The following is a 17,815-nucleotide window of genomic DNA, read 5'->3' on the forward strand; positions in this document are numbered from 1 at the left end:
AACGGATGCGGCGCGAGCCGCATCCGTACACAGTCGGCATGCGGGTCAGCGAGTCACGCCGCCCATGCAGAGGTACTTGATCGACAGATAGTCTTCGATCCCGTATTTCGAGCCCTCGCGGCCGATGCCTGACTGCTTCACCCCGCCGAACGGCGCGACTTCATTGGAGATCAACCCCGTGTTGATGCCGACGATGCCGTATTCCAGTTGCTCGGCCACGCGCCAGATGCGGCCGATGTCCCGACTGTAGAAGTACGCGGCGAGCCCATAGATCGAATCGTTGGCGAGTTGGACGACTTCGGCGTCGCTCGAAAAGCGCACGATAGGCGCGACCGGTCCGAAGATTTCCTCGCTCAGCACGGCCATGCCGGGTTTGGCGTCCGCGAGCACGGTGGGCGCATAGAAGTTGCCGCCGCGCGCGTGCGTCTGGCCACCTGTAACCACGCGCGCACCTTGCGCGACGGCGCCGCGTACGAGGCTATCGACCTTGTCGCGCGCTGCTTCGTTGATGAGCGGCCCGATATTCACGCCCGCAGCGAAACCGTCGTCCACCTTGAATTCAGCCACGCGCGCAGCGAAGCGTCGGCAGAAAGCGTCATAAACCGAGTCATGCACATAGAAGCGGTTTGCGCATACGCAGGTCTGTCCTGCATTGCGGTACTTCGAAAGCAACGCGCCTTCGATGGCGGCATCGAGATCGGCGTCGTCGAATACGATGAAGGGCGCGTTGCCGCCGAGTTCCAGCGAAACCTTCTTGACGGTGTCCGAACACTGGCGCATCAACAGACGGCCCACCTCCGTCGACCCCGTAAACGTGAGCTTCTTGACGAGCGGGTTCGACGTCATTTCGAGGCCGATCTCGCGCGACTTGCCCGTGACGATATTGACGACGCCCGCCGGAATGCCGGCTCGTTCGGCGAGCACCGCGAGCGCGAACGCGGAAAGCGGTGTCTCGTTGGCCGGCTTGATGACGATCGTGCAGCCAGCCGCCAACGCGGGCGCAGCCTTGCGGGTGATCATCGCGGCTGGGAAGTTCCACGGCGTAATGGCGGCGCATACGCCCACCGGCTCGCGCGTCACCACGAGGCGCTGGTCCGGGTTCGGGCTCGGGATCACGTCGCCGTCGATGCGCTTGGCCTGTTCGCCGAACCACTCGATGAACGAAGCCGCATAGGCAATCTCGCCGCGCGCTTCGGCGAGCGGCTTGCCCTGTTCGCGCGTCATCAGTTCAGCCAGCGCGTCCTGGTTCGCCAGGATCAGCTCGAACCAGTTGCGCAGCAGGCGCGCGCGCTCCTTCGCGGTGGTCGCGCGCCACGCGGGAAAGGCGCGGTGCGCGGCTTTGATGGCCGCGCGCGCCTCGCTCGCGCCCATGTTCGGCACGCGCGCGAGCCATTCGCCCGTGGAGGGGTTGTTGACGTCGAGTGTGGCGCCGTCCTGCGCGTCGCGCCACTGGCCGTCGATATAGGCCTGCTGCCGCAGCAGCCCGGATTGTTGCAGCGAAGTCATGCGTGAGTTCTCCTTGCCGCGCGCGGCATCAGTCCTGATACTGCTGTGCGAGCAGGTTATGGAAATGGGCGATGCCGTGCTCGCTGATGCCGCTGCGCTGTTCGTCGACCATGATGCGTCCCTGGCCTCGATAGCCGCGCGACTTCAGGCCCTTCTGCACGCTTTCCACGAGACGCAGATCCTCGGGACGGAACACCGTGCGATACCACTCGATCAGCTTCTGCTGCTCTTCGGTCGGTTCGTCGTTGAGGAAGTAGACGTCGTAGTGCTGGAGCGTGACTTCCGCGCTCACCGGGAACTCATAGATCACCGTCATGAAGTCGCTGCCCGGCGGCACGTTGAACATCGTGCACGGCCACGCCCAGTAGCCATGGAAGCTCGGGTCCTTCACGGAAGGATCCAGCTTGAACGAACGCTCCGACGATTGCGCATGGCCGAACTGAACCGTCCAGTTGCCTTGCAGCGTGTGCGTGTACTGGTCGATCTTCACCGAGTCGGAAAACCCGGGGTGGGCCGGGCCGCAGTGGTAGCACTCGAGGTAGTTGTCGACAATCGATTTCCAGTTGGCCGGCGTTTCGGTGACGAAGCGTGCGGCAAGCTTGAGGTCGTCGATCACGGGGCAGGCGCGGCGCAGGCTGGCTTCGAGACCGGGCAGTTGCGCTTCGACGCTGTCCGCCTCCGGGTTCAGGTTGATGAATACGAAGCCGGCGTATTGCTCCACGCGCACCGGCACGAGCGTGGAATTTTCCTTGTCGAACGACTGCACGTGATCGCAGTTGTTGGCATGCGCGAGCGCGCCATCAAGCTTGAACGCCCACGCGTGGTACGGGCAGGTGATGACATTTTTCGCTTTGCCACTGCCTTCGAGCAACTGGTGGCCGCGGTGCGGGCACACGTTATAGAAGGCGCGCAGCACTTTGTCCTTGCCGCGCACGAGCAGGATGCTCTCGCCCACCACTTCGCGCGTCACATAGGCGTTCGCTTCCGCCAGTTCGCTGCCGTGCGCGACGCAAATCCAGCTATTCTCGAAGATTTTCTTTTCTTCGGCCTTGAAGACTGCTTCGGAGGTGTAGTAGCTGGCCGGGATAGTCCAGGCCAGCTCGGGATTGGAGCAGAAGTCGGCCGGCAGTTTGGGCAGCTCGGGTTTTTTGTGGAATTCGATCGGGAGATAGGTCATGGGGTCCGCCGCACTGAGTTAAAAAATTAACTGATGGTTACGTTAAAACTATTGGTTAACGCAAATATAGAAGAATTCTTAACGGTGGTGGATCAGGGTTATCCCTCAACGCCGGCAATCGACGCTCGTGAAACGACGCGCAGCGGCTATTCTGTGCGGCAGAGGCGCGCCGGCATGGGACGCCGCGATCCAATGTCGATTTTGGAGAGATCGTCAATAGGAGGATTCGATAGTGAGACGGAACCAGCCGCGTTGCGTACTATTGTTAACCAATAGTTCACCGTTAACCAACGGGTAATTGCGCCGTGTCGAGGATCTGGAGCTTCCGGTTCCGGGCGCGGCGCGCAAAGCGGGCTCGCACCTTGACGAGCCCCTTACGCCACCCCGCAACTGGAGGAGACATGTCACAAGAGGCAATAGCTGAAGCGCTGGCCGGCGAGCCGTCGCGCAACAAATCGCGGATCGAGTCCCGCTCGATCGACTACGTGCCGCTCGCCGAACGCAAGGGCAAGGCCTGGCACCTGTGGCCCGTGTGGTTCACGGGCGATGCCAACCTCGCGACCATCGCGGCCGGTGCGATCGGCATCGGCATGGGCGGCAATCTGCTGTGGAGCGCGATTGCCATCGTGCTCGGCAACGTGCTCGGCACGTTCTTCATGGCATTCCATTCGAGCCAGGGTCCGCAGCTCGGGCTGCCGCAGATGATCCAGTCGCGCCCGCAATTCGGCTATATGGGTGCGCTGCTCGTCTGGGTGGTCGCGCTCGTCACCTATATTGGCTACAACTCGTTCAACCAGCTCATGGCCGGGCAGACTGCGCATCATCTGCTCGGCACTGAACCGCACGCGAGCTATATCGTCTTCACGGTCATTGCGGTCGTGCTCGCGGTGTTCGGCTATGACCTGATCCACAAGGCGCAACGGTGGCTGGCGCTCGCGCTCCTCGTTGCGCTCACGATCTTCAGTGTGGGCGTGTGCATGAAGGTGCAGTTCCCGGCTGGCCAGCTGAGCGTCGCGGGCTTCAAGACAACTCCGTTTCTCGTGCAGCTCTTTTCGGCAGCGGCGTATCAGCTTTCGTGGTCGATCTATGTTTCCGACTACTCGCGATATCTGCCACCCAACACGGGCGTGCGGGCGACGTTCTGGTGGACCTTTCTTGGCGCGCTCATCGGCGGCGTATGGATGATGCTGGTCGGCACCGCAGCGGCCGCGCTCAATGCGCAGATCGAAATCTCGGATGCGGTCCAGCGCGCCGGGGATCTGATCTATCCCGGCTTCGGCACGGTCACGCTGTTGCTTGCCTTGCTGGGTCTGCTCGCGATCACGGGCCTCAATTTCTATGGCGCCTCGCTCACGCTGCTCAGCATCACCGACTCGTTCAAACCGCTCAAGTCGAACGCGACCAAACGCGTCGTGAGCCTGCTCGTGGTGGCCCTGATGGCGACGTCCCTCGCGTTCGCGGCCTCGGACAACTTCATGGGCAAGTTCGGCGATTTCCTCGGCATTCTCGGCTATCTGTTTACGCCTTGGACCGCTATCAATCTCATCGACTTTTTCGTCGTGCGCCACTCGCACTACTCGGTGCGCGAAATCTTCAATCCGCGCGGCATCTATGGGCGCTGGAACTGGCGCGGCCTGACCGCCTATGCGGCGGGCTTCGTCGCGATGATCCCGTTCTTCAAGACGGAGCTCTACACCGGACCGGTCGCCAGAGCGCTGGGCGGCACCGACATCGCGATGCTGGTGGGCCTGCCCGTCGCCGCGCTGGTCTATCTGTGGACCTGCCGCTCGCTCGACATCGAAAAAGAACGTCAGCTCGTTCGCGAAGCCGACCGTGGTCTGAACTGATCGCACCCCTACGACAACATGAAATTGAAGACGACAATGCGCGCCGCCGCTTTGCACGCGGCGGGGCTGATGCTGGCTGCCCTGCCCTGCGCGGCGCGCGCGCAAAGCAGCGTGACGCTGTATGGGGTGATCGATGCGGGCGTGACCTACGTGAGCAACGCGGGCGGCGCGCATCAGGTGAAATTCGACGACGGCGTCTCGTATGCGAATCGCTGGGGCATCAAGGGCGCCGAAGATCTCGGCGGCGGACTGAAGGCGGTGTTCGCACTGGAGAGCGGCTTTCACCTCGGCAACGGGCAGATTTCGAACGGCGGCGCGTTGTTCGGCCGCGCCGCGTTCGTGGGCCTGCAAAACGACTGGGGCACGCTCACGTTCGGGAACCAGATCGACATGACGAAGGAGATGGTCTACCTGTTCAACGTATCGGCGTGGGCAAGCGGCTACGCGATCAACCAGGGCGATTTCGACCGGATGAACGGCGATCATTTGCCGAACGCCGTGAAATTCATGTCGAGCACATTCGGCGGATTCCAGTTCGGCGGCATGTATTCGTTCAGCAATATGCCCGGCGATTTTCATACGGGCAGCGCGTGGAGTGTCGGCGCACAGTATCAGCATGGCGCGTTTTCGATGGGCACGGCGTACACGCAGTTGAACAACCCGTCGGGCATTTACGCGTTCGATCCGTACGCGATGATCGGCGTGCACTCGTTCTTCGGGCGGCCGACCGTGAGCGTCGATCCCGCCACGGGCGCCATCACCGATCTCTATGCGAACACGGCGTTCCCGGTGGACAAGCAGGGCGCGTTCGCCGTGGGCGCAAGTTACACGATCGGTTCCGTCACGATGATGGGCGATTTCACGTACACGCAGATCAAGGCGTTTGGCGACAGTGAACATATGCTGGTCGCCGAAGGCGGCTTGAACTGGCAGATGACGCCCGCGACGAGCCTGATTGGCGGTTACCAGTACACGCACTTCGACGGCCATCACTGGAACCAGCTTTCGGCGGGGCTGCACTACGCGCTCTCGAAAAGCACGGAGGTCTACGTGTCGGGGGACTGGCTGAGGGCGTCGCAAGGCGTCGACGCGGTGATCGGCTATAGCTTTACGCCGTCGAGGACGACCACGCAGGCCGACGTGCGTCTCGGCATGCGGCACTCCTTCTGATGGAAGCAGCCATTGTCGCGTCCTGGGCGGGGCTCGCCGCTTCAATCCGTCTCTGCATAGCACCATGAAATTGCCCGCTTCCCCAGAACTCGACGATCTGCGCGTCTTTTGCGAGGTTGCTCGCAGATCCAGCTTCAGCGCCGCGGCCGAAGCGCTTTCCGCATCGGCCGCCTATGTGAGCAAGCGTATAGGCGTGCTCGAAGCGAGTCTCGGCACGCGTTTGCTGCATCGCTCGACGCGCCGCGTCGTGAGCACGGCGGCGGGCGAGCGGGTGCTCGAATGGGCCGAAAAGATTCTCGACGACGTCGACCAGCTCGTCGAAGACATTTCCAGCACGCGACGCGTACCGCGCGGCACGTTGCGTGTTTCGAGCAGCTTCGGCTTCGGCCGCAAGTTCGTGGCGCCGGCGCTTGCCGCATTGTCGGACCGGCATGCGCAGCTGAACGTGCGGCTCGATCTGTTCGATCGCGTCGTCGATGTCGTCAGCGAAGGATTCGACCTCGACGTGCGGATCGGCGACGAGATCGCCGGCCACCTGATCGCGAAGAAGCTGGCGTCGAACTATCGTGTGCTGTGCGCGGCGCCCGCGTACCTCGCACGGTACGGCGTGCCGCAAAGCATCGCGGACCTCGAAGCACACGCGTGCCTCGCGATCAAGGAGCGCGATCATCCGTTCGGCGTTTGGCGTCTCGACATGGGAAGAGAGAGAGTCTGCGTCAAGGTGACGGGTCCCCTCTCCACGAACCACGGCGAGGCGGCAGTGCAATGGGCGCTGGCGGGACGCGGCATCGTACTGCGCTCCATCTGGGACGTGCAGCCGCTGCTCGACGCGGGACAGCTTCAACGCGTGCTGCCGGACGTCACGCAGCCGGCCAACGTATGGGCCGTATTTCCGGAGCGGCTCGCGCAATCTGCGCGCGTGAAAGTCTGCGTGGAATTTCTTGCCGAGGCGTTCGCACTGGCGGGCATCGGCAGTGGCGTGAGCGAGGCTTTGGCCGACGTGAGCGCCTGAATAAAGGGAGAATATGATGATTGATGCCGCTCGCGTTCGTTCCTTGCTCGCAACGCGTCGTCCGGGCTATAGCCTTGAAGGCGCGTTCTACACGGACCCCGCGATGCACGAACTCGATATCGATGCGGTGTTTTCGAACGAATGGCTGTTCGCTTGCAACGTCGCCGAAATTCCGCGCCCGGGAGATTACGTCACGCTCGAAATCGGCAGGACGCCGGTTGTGGTGGTGCGCGGGAAAGACGGCGAGGTTTCGGCGTTCTTCAATACCTGCCGCCATCGTGGGTCGGTCATTTGCACCGAGCCCGCGGGGCATGCGAAGCGCCTCGTGTGTCCGTACCATCAATGGGTCTACGAACTGGACGGCACGTTGCTCAGTGCACGCCAGATGCCCACGGATTTCGACCGTCACGCGCACGCTCTGCGGCCGGTGCACGTTGAAGTGATCTGCGGGATGGTCTATGTCTGCATCGCCGACAGTCCACCCGATATTGCCCGCTTCAAGGCGGCTGTCACGCCGTATATCGCGCCGCATCGGCCCGAGCGCACCAAGGTCGCGCATTCGATGACGATCATCGAGGAGGCAAACTGGAAACTCGTGATCGAGAACAATCGCGAGTGTTATCACTGCGTGGGCAATCACCCGGAGTTGCTGGCGACGCTGATCGAATTCGCTCTACCAGACGATCCGCGCGCAACACAGGACTTTCAGGCGTTGATGCAGGAAAAGTCCGCGCTGTGGGAGAGTCTCTCGTTGCCGCATCTGCCGGCGGATGGAGGCACCGAATTCCGCTGCATCCGTTTGCCGTTCCATCGCGGCGCGGTTTCGTTCACCGCCGATGGACGGCCCGCGTGCACGCGGCTGCTCGGTGATCTCAAGGAAACTGACCTGGGATCGGTGCGCATGTTTAGGGCTCCCAATAACTGGAATCACTTCCTCGCGGACCACATCATCCATTTCCGCGTTTTGCCGTTGTCGGAAAGCCGGACCGCGCTCAAAACGACCTGGCTCGTGCACGAAGACGCGGTAGAGGGCGTGGACTATGACGTTGAAACGCTCACCCAGGTATGGCGCGCCACGAACGCGCAGGACGCGACACTGGTGGCGAACAATCAACGCGGCGTGAGTTCGAAGGGGTATCGGCCGGGACCGCACGCGCCTTCGGAATTCATGCTGAGCAACTTCACCGATTGGTATGCGCAGAAGTTGTCGGACTATATCGATGCTGCGGCGGGCGGGCGCGGCATCATTCGTCTCGCGGCAGGAGGGTAGAGTTCGCGCGACTTGAACCGAGGTGGGGCGATCATTACAGCGCCAGCGCTAGCGCGCTCTGCCACCTGCCAATTCGCCCGCATACGTCCTGAGGGGCACTGTCACGTTGCAGAGATGGTCGAGTAAGATCGGGTAGTGAAGAATGCAAAGTCGCATTACCAAGGTCATCGCTTTCCGGCGGCGGTCACCAGTCGTTGAAGTTCGCAATTCCGTTAATGGTGTCCGTTGGAGCGCTCTGCCAGCGGACCGGCGAATCGGTGAGGTGAGGTGATTGATCGGGCGGGTGTGACCGCCCTCTCACAAGCGCTGTCCGCTTGCGGGCCGCCGAGGCGATCATTGATTCGTCCGCTGCGTCCGGATTGCCACGTTTTTAGTAGAACTCCGTTCGGTCCTTTGCTTCCCGGATGGCCGCGTCAAAATGGGCTTCGATTGCGAAATGCCGATTGTCCACGCTGACTAGCCAGCCTGCCGTTCCACGGAACTGCTGCACCCTGCTTCATTGAGGCCGCGGCACTGGCGACATAACGTTGCGGCACAGACCACTGTCCACTGGCAGTTCCTGCCCTTTCACGTAGCCCGAACGCTCGCTTGCGAGAAACAGCACAACATCGGCGATATCGCGCGGTTCAGCGATGCGCCGCGACGTGACCATCTGCGTGCGAGCGCGCAGCATGCCGGGATTTTCGTAGTAGTGTGCGCTCAAGGGCGTGCGCCAGGCCGGCTGCACTCGACAGGCACTATGAAACAACGCTGCGACAGCGCATCAGGCTTTCCGGAAGGAGCAGTGCATACGGATTGCGGGCACCCGAGTAGCAAGCAGCGCTAGAGTCCCTACCAAAACTGCGCTACCAACTGGGAACGGATAGAGCGCCTTCTGTCCACGATCCATTCGTCGCATTCATAGAGCCAATTATTGGCGTGCATTTGACCCGTATTCGGATCGGATTTATGGTGACCATGTGCCAAACGCGATCGATTTCCACGCCTCGTCAAGCCCCCAACCGTTTTCAATAGATCACGCTTAGGAGATAACCCCGAAATGAATAAAAAAACCACCTTATTTGTTAGAATAACTAACTACATACAAGGTAGCATTCTTATAAAACCGGGTTTCACTGGCGCAGCGGTGCTGCTAGCGAGTTGCTCTGGCGGGTCTGTTACACCGGATCCTACTGTCGTTCCGGTCGATACCGGTATGGTGCAAGGCGCTCTTTCAAAGGGGGTGGACTCTTTCAAAGGCATTCCCTACGCAGCGCCGCCCATCGGCGCGCTGCGCTGGCGGCCGCCGCAAGCAGCCGCTGCGTGGGCCGGGACTCGACCGGCGACCTCGTTTGGACACGATTGCATGCAGCTGGAGTTCGCCGGCGACTCCACGCCAATCAGCACCACGCCTTCCGAGGATTGCCTGTACTTGAACGTGTGGCGGCCCGCCAACACTGCCACGAAGAAACTGCCGGTCATGGTGTGGATCTATGGCGGTGGCTATGTCAATGGCGGGTCGTCGGTGCCCGTGTATGACGGCACCCAGTTTGCGAAGCAGGGCGTAGTGTTTGTCAGTTTCAATTACCGCCTCGGCCGCTTCGGCTTCTTTGCCCATCCGGCGCTGAGTGCGGAGAACCCAACCGAGTTGCATGGCAACTACGGATATATGGACCAGATCGCGGCGCTGCAATGGGTGCAACGCAATATCGCGGCCTTCGGCGGCGATCCGGCAAACGTTACGGTTGCCGGTGAATCGGCCGGTGGTGAATCGGTGCATTCACTCATCACGTCGCCTTTAGCCAAGGGCCTTTTCCAGAAAGCGATCGATGAATCGGGCAACGGCCGCGTCGACCAGACGTATGGACGCTACGTGACGCAGAACGCAAAAGGCATTGGCGCGTCCGGTGAAGAGCTTGGCACCAACTTCGCGCAAAGCGTCGGCATCACGGGCAATGACGCAACTGCACTTGCAGCGCTGCGCGCGCTGTCTTCGAACCAGGTGCTTGCCGGGCTGAACCTGACGAACATGGGTGCACAGGCGGGGACGACCTCGGCTGGTCCGACGACACTGGGTACCCAGGCGGGGACATTCTCCGCCGGGCCGATGATTGATGGCAAACTCGTAGTGGATGATCCCGCTAAGCTTTATGCGCAGGGGCAATACAATCACGTATCGATGCTGGTCGGCACGAACAATCTGGATCTCGCGTTCCCCGTCGCGGCAACCACTAAAGACGCAGCGTATGCGATTTTCAGTACCCAGAATCTGGCGGCCGCGAGAGCGGCGTTCGATCCTTTGGGCACGGCTAGCGTCGACGACGTGACGGCCCAGATTGCGCGCGTTCAGTTGATGCACGAACCGGCGCGGTTCGTTGCGCGGGCGCTGACGACTCAGAAGGACACCGTCTACCTGTATCGCTTCTCGTATGTGGCGCAATCGGTGCGCAACCAGGTCAGCGGTGCGGTGCATGCAGCCGAGCTTCCGTATGTGTTCGATACACTCACAGCAAGCTATGGCAGTTCGGTCACGAGCCAGGACGAACAGGTTGCGCAGATCACGAATGCGTATTGGGCGTCTTTCGTCAAAACGGGCAACCCGAACGGCGGCGGCAGCCCCGTCTGGCCCGTGTATGACGCAACCCGCGATGGTCATATCGAAATCACCGCCGATGGTGCCGCGACGCCGCTTCAATCCGATCCGCTGAAGGGACAACTCGATCTCGTGAAGCCCCTCAACGATCAGCTCATGAGCAACTGATCCACCGCCGCTTCACCGCGACGAGGAGGCCGGCTACATGATCATCATTGGAAGACATCGACGTGCAAACGGCAGGAAAGCGACCTGTAGCCGCCTCACCGACGTCGTTGCCTGACCCCGGTATGGCCGAACTGCTGCCCCTGAAAAGCTGGCGTGCATGACCGGACCACTCTGTTACCTGCCGTTGCCCCCTGACAGCACGACCGGCGGCAGTGGATCGATCGCTGCTCCCTACGCGGCCGAGGGAGCAATGCATCTTTCGAGGTTTCCTTGCATAAGTTTCTCGAAGCAACTCGGCGATAAAACGAGCCTCACCGCAATCTGCTTGATTTGCCGACTTCCAGAACGCCGAGAACCGCGCATCGGCCAGGTTGTCGAGTAAAAAATTCCTATTTCCGGCCGGACATTGATTCACTCTGCCATTAGCGATACCCTTAAATCGTTCGTGATCGTCGAATGCCAGTCAACCCGGAGACAACCGTTTCGTGAAGCGCGCGTGGGCTTTCTCCTGCATCCTTGCCTTGAGCGCGATCCTCGGCGGATGCGGCAAGGACGGATCGCAAAACGCTACTCAGGACTCGGGCGCATCCGCGAGTCAGGCGTCGGCTCAGCTTGGGCAGGCCGCGAGCGACACACCGGCCGCATCGGGCGCGCAGAAGTGGAGCGCGCCGGCCGCCGTCGCCAAGGCGCAATTGCCGGGGGAAGCAGCCGAAACGCTGCGTCTGATCAAAGCGGGCGGCCCTTTCCCTTTTGGCGAGGACGGTGTCTTGTTCCGCAACAGCGCGGCATTGCTGCCGCAGCATCCGCGCGGCTATTACCATGCATACACAGTTCGCACGCCTGGCTCGGCGGATCGCGGGCAGCGCCGCATCGTATGTGGTGGACCGCGCAGACAGACTGGCGACTGCTACTACACCGACGATTACTACGCCAGTTTCAAACGAATTGCAGATTAACTTGAGCCGATCAAAAACGCCCTACGCCTCGTTGACTGACCCCGGAAAGTTGGACAGTTTTTGGCTAGGGCCGAACGGGCTGGGTTCTGTACATAACAGGACTCAGCCCGTTTAACTTCGGACTGGTGCGTTGGTGAATGTAGTCTTTGATGCCGGCGTGTAGTGCATTGATACTGCGAATTCGAGCAAGCGAGTCGGAGAGTGACTCTGGGCCCGCGTTTCTCCCGTGCGTGTGCATCAGCCGTGGGTCGCCACGTGCGGGCTTCTTGTTTGACTGGTGCGAACGCCGGCGACGAGCCGATCTGGTCACGCCGAGCTAATATCTCAATCCAATTCCGCCAGCGAGCCATCTGCGCCTAGCTGCTGCCGCGCCTTTTCCCAATACTCCTGGGAACGCCCGTCGGGACTTCCTTCTTTCTCCCAAAGATAGAACGCAAGCGTACGAACTTGCTCTTCGCTAACAGGTACATCCATTTTCAATCTCCCAAAAAATACCTTGAATTGCTCACAGCATCGTCGCTATGGTCAATCGATGCGACATTTCCAAACGGAAGCACTGCGCGGTGCCCTCCGTCCGAATGCCAAACAACCTATTCATGCGAGGTCCACGACAACCGCTAACGTCTTTGCTGGTAACGGCTGCTTGCTGCAATGCGCGCCACAACTGGCACCAAACGAGGGTTCAACACGGGAATTGAGCCAGCACGCCTTTCAGCTCTAGCAACGATTGCATCAATGGTGACTCGTGCGACCGCGCGTTGTGCTCGCCGCGCAAAATGCTTCAGACGCCGGTCGCTGACCGGATGCCGCGCCCATATTAGCGCCGCAAACCAGCCGATTACCGTCCATCCAAGCAAGATGTTCACCATCGTCACCGCAAAGGCGTCCTCGCGTTCTCTGGCGTCCGCAATCATTGCCGGCACCAGATAGAGCATCAGCGCACCCAGGACCACCGCACCTTCGATAACCTTCAACATTTCGACACCTCGCTACAGCCTCGATCAGCTGACGACCTTCAGATTAGTGGCCTGCGTACACGCGACGAACAGACTCGGCAGGTTGACGGCTGCCAGATTCCGAAGATGACGCAACTACGCCACCGTACGAACCATTGACGGGGCCGACTGCATCGCTATGTTCGGCTGCAACGGTTTGCGCACTCTGGCCTCGCTGCGACGCCGGTGCGCCCACCGAAGGGCGGTACGAAGGTGCCGGACCATAGCCGCTGGCAAACGCAGGCGCAGCAATAGCGGTCGTAGCTGCGATGAGCAGGGCTGCAAGAAGTTTGCTTTTCATGATGAATCTCCGATGCGATTATTAAGAGCGCCGCAAGCCGAGTGAGACGCGCGCCGCTGACAGGAGTCAGTTTAGGCGGCGCCTATCTTTTTTCTATGCCGATAGGGTGAAATCACAATTGCTACAAAACGAACAATGCGGTTCCGCGACGCCCATGCCGGGTTCGCGGGCATCGCTATGCTGGAAAAGGCTTGCGACGCGCAGTCCGTCCGCCCCCCTGCGCGCCAATAACTCCAGAAGCGTATGCTGCTGTAAATCATCAGGAGACGACCATGAGCCTTGCTGGCAAGACACTGTTCATGTCCGGTGGCAGTCGCGGCATTGGACTCGCAATTGCACTCAGAGCTGCACGCGACGGCGCGAATGTCGTGATTTGTGCGAAGACTGCCGACCCAGACCCGCGTCTCGAGGGTACGATTCATACGGCCGCTGCAGCTGTTGAAGCGGCTGGCGGCAAGGCGCTCCCGCTAGTTGTGGATATTCGCGACGAAGAACGCGTGAAAGCCGCAGTGGCCGAGACCGTCGGGTTGTTCGGCGGCATCGATATCCTCGTGAACAATGCCAGCGCCATTCGTCTGACTGGCACGCTCGACACACCCGTCAAACGGTACGACCTGATGCATGGGGTCAATGGCAGAGGCACGTTTGTGTGCGCGCAAGCGTGCCTGCCTCACCTCCTCAATTCGGCGAACCCGCACATCCTCACACTGTCACCGCCACTGGTCAGCGACGCGAAGTGGTTTAGCGACTTTCCGGCATACACCATTGCAAAATACACGATGAGCCTGTTCACACTAGCGCTTGCCGGGGAGTTCAAAGACCGAGGTGTCGCAGTCAATTCACTATGGCCTCGAACAGCTATCGCGACCGCTGCTGTGCGAAACGAGATTGGCGGTAAGGACATGATTGCCGCGTGTCGCAAGCCTGAGATAGTCGCCGACGCGGCCCACTATATCCTGACGCGCCCAGCCAAAGAGTGCTCGGGAAACTTCTTCCTCGACGACGAAGTTCTGCTGGCAGCCGGCGTGCGTGACTTTGCACAATACGACGTGCAGGCCGGGGCTGCATTACAGGCAGATTTTTTTGTCGAGGCATTGCCGGGCATGCTACCGGCGGACAATATGACGAAGCGTACATCCCACAACCCACCCCGCTAAAAAGTTAGCGGGGTGGAGCTCGGGCAAACAGTTCGATTTCAGGTCGGCGAGACAGCCTCGGACAGCCAGCGTGTGGCTGGAGAAATGCTCGTGGATTGCACCCCCGCGTGCGACATCGCTAATCAGGAGGAACTGCAGCTTACGTGGCGGGTGGAAACTGCACATTCTCTCGTGACTGCCTTGAGAACCAGGCTGAAGTAATGGGCCACGCCGAAGGTCAGTGTGGTGCCGCGTGGCCATAACTCCACGCACAGCGATGTCGTGGAGGTTTTCTTTTACGGCCCGTCCCCAAACGGGTTGCCGGTGTCTTTCAGGTCGGTATTGAGGTTGTATTCTGCACGCACGGCCTTGAGCACGCCCTCGATGTCGCGCTCGAAGCCGACCGCGTTGCCGAAGTGGGTCATGTTCCAGTTGCAGCCTGTCTTGTCAGGCTCCTGCAACTGTGGCCGCGGCACACGAATCTTCACGCCATCCTCGACGATTTCCTGCAGTCGATGGATTCGCCGGTTGACCTCCTGCTGTAGCTGCGAGGCATTGAGCGTCTTGCGTATCATCCCAGTCTCCTTCCGGTTGCTGAAGCCAGTCTAGCGCAAGTGAGGCGTTCCGCGACCCGGCGCTGAAATGCAAAGCGCCTGCGAGAGAACAGGCGCCTTGGTTCGTTTGGGGTGCGTCAGTAGGTCAGTACGCGACCATCACGACGTGGGTCGACGACTTGGTGCGGGTATGTTTCGAGCACGACAGTGGCGGGAAAATCGCTATGCTGCCAATCGGTGCTCGTAGTGCGGCCGGTTCCTTTCTTCCAGTCGCAGTTTGGCGGCTATGTATTTCTGAGCACTCACGCACGACAGTCGCTCATCATGGATCGCAACAACGCGCTTCATCACCTCGAGCTCCTCATCGAGCTGCCACTTCCCGGTCCTCTCCCCGCAGTACAGCTGAATCCAAACCCCCCTTTCCGCGTCGAGGAAAACATCTGGTCGCTGCGGTCCATACCCTACGTCTCAGTGCCTCTTAGGGAAGCGTTATTCCGAAGCAAGGAATGTGCGCCTGCGGCCGGCGACCCGGGTACGCCGCTTGCGCATCACTGGATGCACCATTTTCGATGGAGGTGAATCATGGGCTCAATCAACCCGCAAGGTGACACCCGGCGCGGAGCCGGCATTGTCGGCGGTGGCATGGGAGAAGGACCGGGGCCAGACATCATGGCCGCAGCAACGCTCGATGGGAACAAGGTCATGTCCTCTGATGGCGAACACGTTGGGAAAATTTCAGACATCATGCTTGACGTCAGGAACGGGCGCATCGCCTACGCAGTACTTTCTGAGGGAGGTTTCCTCGGAATGGGTTCCAACCTGCATGCCATCCCATGGAGCGCACTGACTCTCGATACGGACGAGAAGTGCTTCGTCGTCGACATTACCGCACAGCGGCTAAAGGACGACCCCGGCTTTGACAAGGACCACTGGCCGACGATGGCAGATGCGAAGTGGGGAGAGTCGACGTATGGCTACTATAACCGGCAGCCGTACTGGACAGCGACGCAAGACGTAGTGGAAAACGACCCTGCCATCAGGCCGAGCGAGCACTGAAAAACGCAGCCGGAAAGCCGCCCGAGGTGGTCGGCTAGTCTGTCGGCCTCGAGCCGGCGCCATCGTGACGCTCTGCGGTGGCGTCGGCCCGTTCATTTGCGCTGAGTTACGTGCTTTGCAACGGTTAGGCAGAGGGTTCCCCCGGATTTTTCGGAAAGGTGGTTGGCCATAGACTCCACAAGCGGCAATGCCGCGCCGCCAACGCGCGCCAACCTGGTCTCCCCAAATGTGATGTTCATTCGCTCTGTACCCTCGAAACGCCACCAGATCAGAGGCTGGATTATCGGTACGCTTCTCCTCGCGTTAGCCGCGACAGCCGCGGGCGAGCCAGCAAGGCCGAAACCCGCTAAAAAGCATGTCGCTGCCGCAAAGCAGGTCGATTCCGCCCCGCCGCCCCCACCGACCATGACCATATCTGCCATTTCACGGCAGGCTAAATACCTGAGCCCCTTCGAACTGGATTACGCCACGCGTCTGGCAAAGTCGTCAGCCGCAACGCCGGCCGTTCCCCAGGCCGCACCCGACGTACGCCCCGGTGCCCCCACAGGACCGTTGAACCAGGCCGCGCAGGTTGATAGCTACGGTTTGCTGTCTTCTGCCGTGCACCCGGAGGTACCGCCGCTGGTCACGGTGGGAGACTGGAACTTCTCAGCGGCCGCCCACGTTCCGGTAACTCACACGCGGGATACCGGCGCGGCCATCAGTGCCGAGCACCCGTTTTGAGTCGCCGCACTCAGGTCGGTGACGAGTCCAACCTGCCTACCCTGGTCCACATGGGTGCTGTTGCATCCTGATTGACGGTCTGAACGAAGCCACGCCCGGTCGCGCATCGGGACGATGCCGGGCACGTGTCTGGTGTACGTACGGCTAGAACATGTGCCGCAAGCCAGCCATGATGCCTAGCTGGGTCGTGCCGTACGCCGAGCTGAGGGCGTTGACGCCCTGGAACTGGGCGCCGACCATTCCGCCGCGGTAAAGCGAGTAGTCGGCTTCCAGATAGGTATCCGTGCGTTTCGACCAGTTATAGTCCGCAAGCATCTGGAATTGCGTCGCGTTCCCGTTGGCTGACTGCGTCTTCCCCGTCTGAATCGTGCGCCACACGTTCGCAGAAAGGTGAATCACGTCCGCTAACTGCTGCGTCACCCCACCAAAAAACATTTGCCGGGAACTGAACGTATTGAATTTAAGCGCGGTCAATTCCGGCGCGGTGAAAGGCCCGTTAGGGAAATTGCCGACAAACCCGGCATCCTGTCTGTTCACGGCCCAGCCTGCCGTCAGCGTCGTACTTTCGAACGAATATGATCCGCCGGCAGTCCACGATTTGAGGTGCGCGGAAGCGTTCACTGCATCGCGCGAGTCCAGGTACGCGGCAGCCAGGCGCAATGGTGCGGCCGGCAAATAGAGAAGCGATGCCCCAATCTGACTTCCCGCACCGAATGCGCCTGCTTTACCACCAAACGCATAGGACACCTCGGCCGTCAGGTATTGCCATCTCGCCGCGTATTTGACCATGTTGCTTGTCCATACGCCCTGAGCCATGATGACTTCCGGCCGGAACTGGTAGAAGGTTGGGAGCCATAGATTGGTCACGAAGGCGCTCAGCACAGCGTCAGCAAGTGGGTTGATCTGACGCCCCATAGTCAACTTTCCGTAACTGCTCGACTGCACGCCGACAAAAGCCGTATTGAAGAACGGATAGGCGGGGTCGGTCGCCCCGGAGTTCGGGAAGAAGCGATTCTCGAGATCGAATACGACCTTCGTTCCGCCACCAATGTCTTCCACTCCCTTGAATCCGAAGTGGCTCTCGCTTGCGCCGCTCGCGAGCCGGACGAGAGAATCGCCTTGCGGATCCGCATGAGTCGTGTAGCGAATTCCCGTATCGACGAGGCCGTAAAGCGTTACCGACGACTGCGCGGCTCCCGGAACGGAGTACAGCGTCGCAGTAGACATGATGGCAGCCAACAGGCCTGCCTTGCGTCGATGCCGCTCTTTTCCGAACCATCTCCTTACCTTCTCCATATCCAGACTCCAGTATTATGCTTATGTCGCACTGCGAACTATATGAACCACATCTACGACTTATTTATTGCGAGCT

At 60.5% G+C, this 17,815-nt stretch carries 17 protein-coding genes; 9 read left to right on the top strand and 8 right to left on the bottom strand.

Annotated features, from left to right (window positions below; genetic code table 11):
- Positions 1-45: 45 nt before the first annotated feature.
- Positions 46-1,506, bottom strand: a complete 1,461-nt coding sequence (locus FVF58_RS15620) for an NAD-dependent succinate-semialdehyde dehydrogenase (protein WP_149670799.1) — start codon at positions 1,504-1,506, stop codon at positions 46-48.
- 28 nt (positions 1,507-1,534) lie between these two features.
- Positions 1,535-2,683 carry an aromatic ring-hydroxylating oxygenase subunit alpha gene (locus FVF58_RS15625; RefSeq protein ID WP_149670800.1) on the bottom strand — a complete coding sequence of 383 codons (1,149 nt, stop codon included), beginning with the start codon at positions 2,681-2,683 and terminating at the stop codon, positions 1,535-1,537.
- Positions 2,684-3,084: 401 nt separating this feature from the next.
- On the opposite strand from FVF58_RS15625, the gene FVF58_RS15630 reads away from it, so the two are divergent.
- The 4 genes from FVF58_RS15630 (at position 3,085) to FVF58_RS15645 (ending at position 7,982) form a co-directional block, all read left to right on the top strand.
- On the top strand, positions 3,085-4,530 hold the full coding sequence (locus FVF58_RS15630) for a purine-cytosine permease family protein (RefSeq protein ID WP_149670801.1): 1,446 nt from the start codon (positions 3,085-3,087) through the stop codon (positions 4,528-4,530).
- Between the two features lie 36 nt (positions 4,531-4,566).
- Complete coding sequence (locus FVF58_RS15635) at positions 4,567-5,700, top strand: porin (protein ID WP_149670802.1); 1,134 nt, start codon at positions 4,567-4,569, stop codon at positions 5,698-5,700.
- A gap of 64 nt (positions 5,701-5,764) precedes the next feature.
- Complete coding sequence (locus FVF58_RS15640; RefSeq protein WP_149670803.1) at positions 5,765-6,712, top strand: LysR family transcriptional regulator; 948 nt, start codon at positions 5,765-5,767, stop codon at positions 6,710-6,712.
- 16 nt (positions 6,713-6,728) lie between these two features.
- Positions 6,729-7,982, top strand: coding sequence for an aromatic ring-hydroxylating oxygenase subunit alpha (locus FVF58_RS15645; RefSeq protein WP_223191150.1), 1,254 nt, complete (start codon positions 6,729-6,731; stop codon positions 7,980-7,982).
- A 496-nt stretch (positions 7,983-8,478) separates the two neighbouring features.
- On the opposite strand, the gene FVF58_RS15650 is transcribed toward FVF58_RS15645, so the two are convergent.
- Complete coding sequence (locus tag FVF58_RS15650) at positions 8,479-8,685, bottom strand: SDR family oxidoreductase (protein WP_246217069.1); 207 nt, start codon at positions 8,683-8,685, stop codon at positions 8,479-8,481.
- Between the two features lie 336 nt (positions 8,686-9,021).
- Between FVF58_RS15650 and FVF58_RS15655 the strand changes: the two genes are divergently transcribed.
- Positions 9,022-10,722 (top strand): carboxylesterase/lipase family protein, encoded by a 1,701-nt coding sequence (locus tag FVF58_RS15655; protein WP_149670804.1) that lies wholly within the window; start codon positions 9,022-9,024, stop codon positions 10,720-10,722.
- A 485-nt stretch (positions 10,723-11,207) separates the two neighbouring features.
- Positions 11,208-11,678 (top strand): ribonuclease, encoded by a 471-nt coding sequence (locus tag FVF58_RS15660; RefSeq protein WP_149670805.1) that lies wholly within the window; start codon positions 11,208-11,210, stop codon positions 11,676-11,678.
- Between the two features lie 324 nt (positions 11,679-12,002).
- Here FVF58_RS15660 and FVF58_RS15665 read toward each other — a convergent pair whose 3' ends face one another.
- The 3 genes from FVF58_RS15665 to FVF58_RS52705 all read right to left on the bottom strand — a co-directional run bounded on the left by FVF58_RS15665 (position 12,003) and on the right by FVF58_RS52705 (position 12,974).
- A complete protein-coding gene (locus tag FVF58_RS15665; RefSeq protein WP_149670806.1) occupies positions 12,003-12,152 on the bottom strand; it encodes a DUF2934 domain-containing protein in 150 nt (49 codons plus the stop codon).
- A 143-nt stretch (positions 12,153-12,295) separates the two neighbouring features.
- Positions 12,296-12,655 carry a superinfection immunity protein gene (locus tag FVF58_RS15670; protein ID WP_149670807.1) on the bottom strand — a complete coding sequence of 120 codons (360 nt, stop codon included), beginning with the start codon at positions 12,653-12,655 and terminating at the stop codon, positions 12,296-12,298.
- A gap of 43 nt (positions 12,656-12,698) precedes the next feature.
- Positions 12,699-12,974 carry a hypothetical protein gene (locus FVF58_RS52705; RefSeq protein WP_149670808.1) on the bottom strand — a complete coding sequence of 92 codons (276 nt, stop codon included), beginning with the start codon at positions 12,972-12,974 and terminating at the stop codon, positions 12,699-12,701.
- Between the two features lie 272 nt (positions 12,975-13,246).
- On the opposite strand from FVF58_RS52705, the gene FVF58_RS15680 reads away from it, so the two are divergent.
- Positions 13,247-14,131 carry an SDR family oxidoreductase gene (locus FVF58_RS15680; RefSeq protein ID WP_149670809.1) on the top strand — a complete coding sequence of 295 codons (885 nt, stop codon included), beginning with the start codon at positions 13,247-13,249 and terminating at the stop codon, positions 14,129-14,131.
- A 275-nt stretch (positions 14,132-14,406) separates the two neighbouring features.
- Here the strand turns inward: FVF58_RS15680 and FVF58_RS15685 are convergent, their stop codons facing one another.
- Positions 14,407-14,685: a hypothetical protein gene (locus tag FVF58_RS15685; RefSeq protein ID WP_149670810.1), complete on the bottom strand. Its 279-nt coding sequence runs from the start codon at positions 14,683-14,685 to the stop codon at positions 14,407-14,409.
- Positions 14,686-15,246: 561 nt separating this feature from the next.
- On the opposite strand from FVF58_RS15685, the gene FVF58_RS15690 reads away from it, so the two are divergent.
- Together FVF58_RS15690 and FVF58_RS15695 are read left to right on the top strand one after the other, a co-directional pair.
- Complete coding sequence (locus tag FVF58_RS15690; RefSeq protein ID WP_149670811.1) at positions 15,247-15,720, top strand: PRC-barrel domain-containing protein; 474 nt, start codon at positions 15,247-15,249, stop codon at positions 15,718-15,720.
- 162 nt (positions 15,721-15,882) lie between these two features.
- A complete protein-coding gene (locus FVF58_RS15695; RefSeq protein ID WP_149670812.1) occupies positions 15,883-16,443 on the top strand; it encodes a hypothetical protein in 561 nt (186 codons plus the stop codon).
- Positions 16,444-16,587: 144 nt separating this feature from the next.
- Here the strand turns inward: FVF58_RS15695 and FVF58_RS15700 are convergent, their stop codons facing one another.
- Complete coding sequence (locus FVF58_RS15700) at positions 16,588-17,739, bottom strand: porin (protein ID WP_149670813.1); 1,152 nt, start codon at positions 17,737-17,739, stop codon at positions 16,588-16,590.
- Between the last annotated feature and the right edge of the window lie 76 nt (positions 17,740-17,815).

Origin of the sequence: Paraburkholderia panacisoli (genome assembly GCF_008369935.1) — a bacterium.
Taxonomy (GTDB): Bacteria; Pseudomonadota; Gammaproteobacteria; order Burkholderiales; family Burkholderiaceae; genus Paraburkholderia; species Paraburkholderia panacisoli.